This window comes from Brevundimonas abyssalis TAR-001 (assembly GCF_000466985.1).
Taxonomy (GTDB): domain Bacteria; phylum Pseudomonadota; class Alphaproteobacteria; order Caulobacterales; family Caulobacteraceae; genus Brevundimonas; species Brevundimonas abyssalis.
This window is the reverse complement of sequence record NZ_BATC01000099.1, coordinates 1-4,381: the sequence shown is the minus strand read 5'-3', so window position 1 is coordinate 4,381 and position 4,381 is coordinate 1. Positions and strand designations below refer to the sequence as shown.

The following is a 4,381-nucleotide window of genomic DNA, read 5'->3' as shown; positions in this document are numbered from 1 at the left end:
GAACGAAAGGACTGGATCCCCGCGTTCGCGGGGATGAGCGGAGAAGCGAGAAAGCTCGAGTCTTTCTCAGAACACCCGCCCTGCCCAGTCGCCGATCGCCTCGACCGCAGCCGTCACCGCCGCCCACACCAGAAACAGATAGATCACGCAGGCGGTGGTCCCCACCGCGCCCAGCAGGATCGCTGCGCCATCGCGCTGCATGATCCCCAGCCCCAGCACGATCAGGGTCAGGCCCGGCAACAGGTCGCCGAACGGCACCGGCAGGGCCAGCATCACGGCCAGGAACACGCAGGTCAGCCCCGTCACCACGTCGGCGACCTCGCCGGTCAGCCACGGCATGCGCGGCTTCGACAGCCGCTCCACGAAGCGCACCGGCTTCATGATCCGCCCCACGGCCCGGGCGAAGGTCTGACGCGGCAGGCTCCGGTTCAGCGTCCATCCCGGCAGCCACACCCGGTCCCGCTGAAACGCCAGCTCCAGCGACAACAGGACCATCGGCACGCTCAGGATCGCCTTGGACCCCGGCGGCCACGGAAACAGGCTCACCAGGGCGATGATCAGGATCAGCGCCCCGAACCCCCGCTCCCCAAACGCATCGACGATCTCGCCCAGGGTCAGCCGGGACCCCGGACGTTGCGCGAGATCGTCCAGCACCTCGGAAAAGGCCCGGCGCTCATCGGGCGGCAGGGTCTGGGCCGTAGACGTCATCAGGCGTCCGTCATGCGCGGGGGACGCCGGGCCGATCCCCGCCGTCGCCCCACAGATGGGACGCCCGCGCGGGCCGTCAACGGTCGCTCTTGTGCTCGGGTTTGTCCTTGCGCGAGGTGGAGGCCATCTTCTCCAGTTCCGTCGCGCTCATGGACTCCGCCATCGATTTCGACGCGCCCTTCAAGTCAGACTTCGGCGTGTCCCCACGCTTGGCCGACAGGGCGGCCCCGGCGGCTTTCTGCTGTGCTGCGGATTTGGCGGGCATGGCGGTCTCCTTCTGAGGGAGAAAACCGATCGTCGCGGCGCCGGTTCCGTCAGCGGATCAGCACAACCTCGACGCCCACGTCCACTTTCGACCACGCACGATCCCCTGTCAGCACGGGCGCTGTTCCCGCAACGCGAGGGCCAGACAGGCGCGATCGCCGAGGGACAGGCCCACGCTGCGCGTCGGGGCTTTCAGTCGCGCCGCTATGGCCGCGAGATCCGGCGTGAAATCGACCAGCATCAGACCGAGGGCCTCGAGCATGGCGAGGGTCCGCGCCGTCGTATCGCCGTCGGCGCCCAGACGTTCCAGCACTTCGCAGAGATTGACGGCGCTGAGCAGGAACGGACCGTCGCGGAGGGCCATCTCATCCCCGCCCGGTTCATCGAGAATGGCCGCGACCACAGCCGACGAATCCACGACGACCCTACTCACGCGCGGCGTCGGCCCGCCGGTCCGCGATCAGTTCGTCAACGACGCTCCGCCCTTCCGGGACCAGTCGCCGAAATTCCTTCCGGATAGCCTTCAACGCCTTGTCGGAGGAGTTGATGCGCACCTCCTCGCCGTCGGGCCGCATCACCAGCCGCTCGCCGGGCGCCAGGCCCATGGCCGCCACCGCTTCCGGGGTCAGAAAGAGCGACCCGTCCGCCGCCACCTTCGCCATCCAGCGCCCGCCGCTGAGCGGTTGCGGCGCCGTCTCATGATCGAAGGGCGCGCCCTGCTCTTCCAGGCCCAGAAGCGCAGCGGCCCGGACCTCGCCGTCCGTGGCGGCCTCAATGCGTTTCGCCAGCTCCGGCGACGGGCGGCGATGGCCGCTGCGGATCGAACTCAGCGTCCCCGCCCCGAGGTTCAGCCGCCGGGCAAGCTCGGCCTGCATCCCTCGTCGTCGCGAAAGATAGTCGTCAAGGTTCGCCATTTGCGAACTATAGGCGAGCCATCTTCGCAGAACAAGGCTGCGCGCGAGCAGCTCCCCGAAAGCGGGGTCAGCCCAGGGCGGCGATGGAGGCCGCGACATTGGACCGGGCCCGGGCTTCGAACCGGTCACGCCCCCAGTCACTGAAATACAGCGTCGGCCGCTCCAGAAAGCGTTCCAGAATTCCCCGTCTCGCCGCCCGGAACAGCGCTTCGGGCACAAAGGCGTACTCGTCGCGTATGGCGCGCTCGTATCCCTCGAAAACCGCCGGCGCTGCGCCGAGGATGGAAAGGTCCATGTCGAGGAACTCGGCCATGTCGCTTCGATCGTTCTCATCGAGATTGTCCGCCAGCCCATGGGCGGCGGTGGCCTCGATCATCCGGATGGCGCGGAGCCGCGTATCGTCGGTCACGTCCGGGAGATCGGCGTCTTCAAGAAGGCGCGCGCTCTGGGCCTCGTTGTCGGATCGCGCCGGGTCATAGACCGCGTCGTGGAACAGAATCGCCAGCTCGACCGCGACCGGGTCGTGCAGATGATCCCGCCGCAACGCGAACCAGCCGAGCAGGGCCTCGATGTGCGCCCATGTATGGTAGCGCCGCTGCGGCTCGGCATAGCGGTTCCGAAGGTCCGCAAGGACGTCTCCAGGTGCTATGCCCAACCCGACGGTCACGCCCCCAGCAGCTCCCGCCCGATCAGGAAGCGCCGGATCTCGTTGGTGCCCGCGCCGATGTCGTACAGCTTGGCGTCGCGCACCAGCCGCTCCACGGGCCATTCCTTGGTGTAGCCCGCGCCGCCCAGGGCCTGCACGGCCTCCAGCGACACCTTCACCGCGTTCTCGCTGGCCAGCAGGATCGCGCCCGCCGCGTCATAGCGGGTGGTCTGGCCGGCGTCGCAGGCCCGCGCCACCGCATAGACATAGGTCCGCGCCGAGTTCAGGGCCACGTACATGTCGGCGATCTTGGCCTGCATCAGCTGGAAGCTGCTGATGGCCTTTCCGAACTGCTTGCGCTCGCGCACATAGGGCAGCACCACGTCCAGCGCCGCCTGCATGATGCCCAGCGGCCCGGCCGCCAGCACCGCGCGCTCATAGTCCAGGCCGGACATCAGCACCGCAGCGCCGCGCCCCTCGCCGCCCATGATGTTCTCTTCCGGCACCTCGCAGTCCTCGAACACCAGCTCCGCCGTGTCCGAGCCGCGCATGCCCATCTTGTCCAGCTTCTTCGAGACGCTGAACCCCTTCATGCCCTTCTCGATCAGGAAGGCGGTGACCCCGCCGTTGCCGTCGCCGGTGCGGGCATAGACCACCAGGGTCTCGGCCGAGGGCGCATTGGTGATCCAGAACTTCGTGCCGTTCAGGACGTAGCGGTCGCCCTTCTTCTCGGCTCGCGTCTTCATGGACATGACGTCCGAGCCCGAGCCCGCCTCGGACATGGCCAGCGAACCCACATGCTCGCCCGAGATCAGCTTGGGCAGATATTTGCGCTTCTGCTCTTCGGTGCCCCAGCGGCGGATCTGGTTCACGCACAGGTTCGAGTGGGCGCCATAGGACAGGCCGATGGAGGCCGAGGCGCGCGACACCTCCTCCATGGCCACCACATGCTCCAGATAGCCCAGACCCAACCCGCCGTGCTCTTCCTCCACGGTGATGCCGTGCAGGCCCAGCTCGCCCATCTCGGGCCACAGGTCGCGGGCGAAGGTGTTGGTCTCGTCGATCTCGGCGGCGCGCGGCGCCAGCCGGTCGGCGGCCCAGCGGGCGGTGGTCTCGCGGATCATGTCCGCGTTCTCGCCGAGGCCGAAATTCATGCTTTGGGGGGCGTTGGGAATGCTCATGGCAGCGGCGTAGCACCGCCCGGCCCGTTCGCAAAGCCGGGCTCAGTCCTGTTCCCGGCGGGCCCAGTGCAGATACAGATTATAGGCCGAGATCCCCACGCACAGGGCGCCGATCAGCGCCAGCACCCCGGACGCGACCGTGGTCTGGTCCAGCACCGCGCCCACCGGACGGTCCGCCGCCATGGTGAAGCCCGCCACCGCCGCTCCGAACGCGGTCAGGCCCACGGCCCCCATGCCCAGGAAGGCGCCCGTCTCGCTCCAGTCCAGCCGCCCGCGCCGCTCCGGCTCGAACGACTCCGGCATGAACACCGGCTCGGCGCCCGCGCGCATGGCGGGATCCTCGATGAACAGGGGCTCTTCCTCGACGGCGGGGCCGGGCCGTTCGGCCTCGGGCCAGACCTCGCGGGTGGGCGGCTCCGGCTCGACTTCGGGCGGCGGAGTCAGCACCAGGACGCCCTCGCCCGGCTCGGCGGTCTGCGGCGCGGCCGGCGTCTCGCCGAACACATGCAGGCCCGCCCGCCTCGGCGCCACGTAGGGCGAATAGCGCTGCATGGCCATGACCGTCGCCATGACGGCGGCGGGCGGCGGCGCGGGGGCGACCGGAGCCGGCGCGGGCTCAGGCTCAGGCTCAGGCTCAGGCTCAGGCTCAGGCTCAGGTTCGGGCTCGG

At 69.1% G+C, this 4,381-nt stretch carries 7 protein-coding genes; all 7 read right to left on the bottom strand.

Annotation, left to right across the window (positions count from 1 at the left end; translation table 11 throughout):
* Positions 1-66: 66 nt before the first annotated feature.
* A complete protein-coding gene (locus tag MBEBAB_RS14510) occupies positions 67-708 on the bottom strand; it encodes an exopolysaccharide biosynthesis protein (RefSeq protein ID WP_021698739.1) in 642 nt (213 codons plus the stop codon).
* A gap of 76 nt (positions 709-784) precedes the next feature.
* Positions 785-973, bottom strand: coding sequence for a DUF3008 family protein (locus tag MBEBAB_RS15910; protein WP_021698738.1), 189 nt, complete (start codon positions 971-973; stop codon positions 785-787).
* A 108-nt stretch (positions 974-1,081) separates the two neighbouring features.
* Positions 1,082-1,390 carry a PIN domain-containing protein gene (locus MBEBAB_RS14500; protein ID WP_277905903.1) on the bottom strand — a complete coding sequence of 103 codons (309 nt, stop codon included), beginning with the start codon at positions 1,388-1,390 and terminating at the stop codon, positions 1,082-1,084.
* A gap of 7 nt (positions 1,391-1,397) precedes the next feature.
* Positions 1,398-1,886 carry a helix-turn-helix domain-containing protein gene (locus MBEBAB_RS16650; protein WP_158332156.1) on the bottom strand — a complete coding sequence of 163 codons (489 nt, stop codon included), beginning with the start codon at positions 1,884-1,886 and terminating at the stop codon, positions 1,398-1,400.
* A gap of 67 nt (positions 1,887-1,953) precedes the next feature.
* A complete protein-coding gene (locus tag MBEBAB_RS16645; protein ID WP_021698735.1) occupies positions 1,954-2,553 on the bottom strand; it encodes an HD domain-containing protein in 600 nt (199 codons plus the stop codon).
* Positions 2,550-3,713 (bottom strand): isovaleryl-CoA dehydrogenase, encoded by a 1,164-nt coding sequence (locus MBEBAB_RS14485; RefSeq protein ID WP_021698734.1) that lies wholly within the window; start codon positions 3,711-3,713, stop codon positions 2,550-2,552. The genes MBEBAB_RS16645 and MBEBAB_RS14485 overlap by 4 nt, the downstream gene beginning before the upstream one ends.
* A 42-nt stretch (positions 3,714-3,755) precedes the next feature.
* Positions 3,756-4,381 (bottom strand): hypothetical protein (locus MBEBAB_RS14480; protein WP_045319459.1); only part of this gene is annotated, 626 nt, incomplete at its 5' end.

Coding starts and splice junctions, on each gene's coding strand:
- MBEBAB_RS14510 (WP_021698739.1), bottom strand. CDS start 708: ATGACGTCTACGGCCCAGACCCTGCCGCCCGATGAGCGCCGGGCCTTT.
- MBEBAB_RS16650 (WP_158332156.1), bottom strand. CDS start 1,886: ATGGCGAACCTTGACGACTATCTTTCGCGACGACGAGGGATGCAGGCC.
- MBEBAB_RS14485 (WP_021698734.1), bottom strand. CDS start 3,713: ATGAGCATTCCCAACGCCCCCCAAAGCATGAATTTCGGCCTCGGCGAG.
- MBEBAB_RS15910 (WP_021698738.1), bottom strand. CDS start 973: ATGCCCGCCAAATCCGCAGCACAGCAGAAAGCCGCCGGGGCCGCCCTG.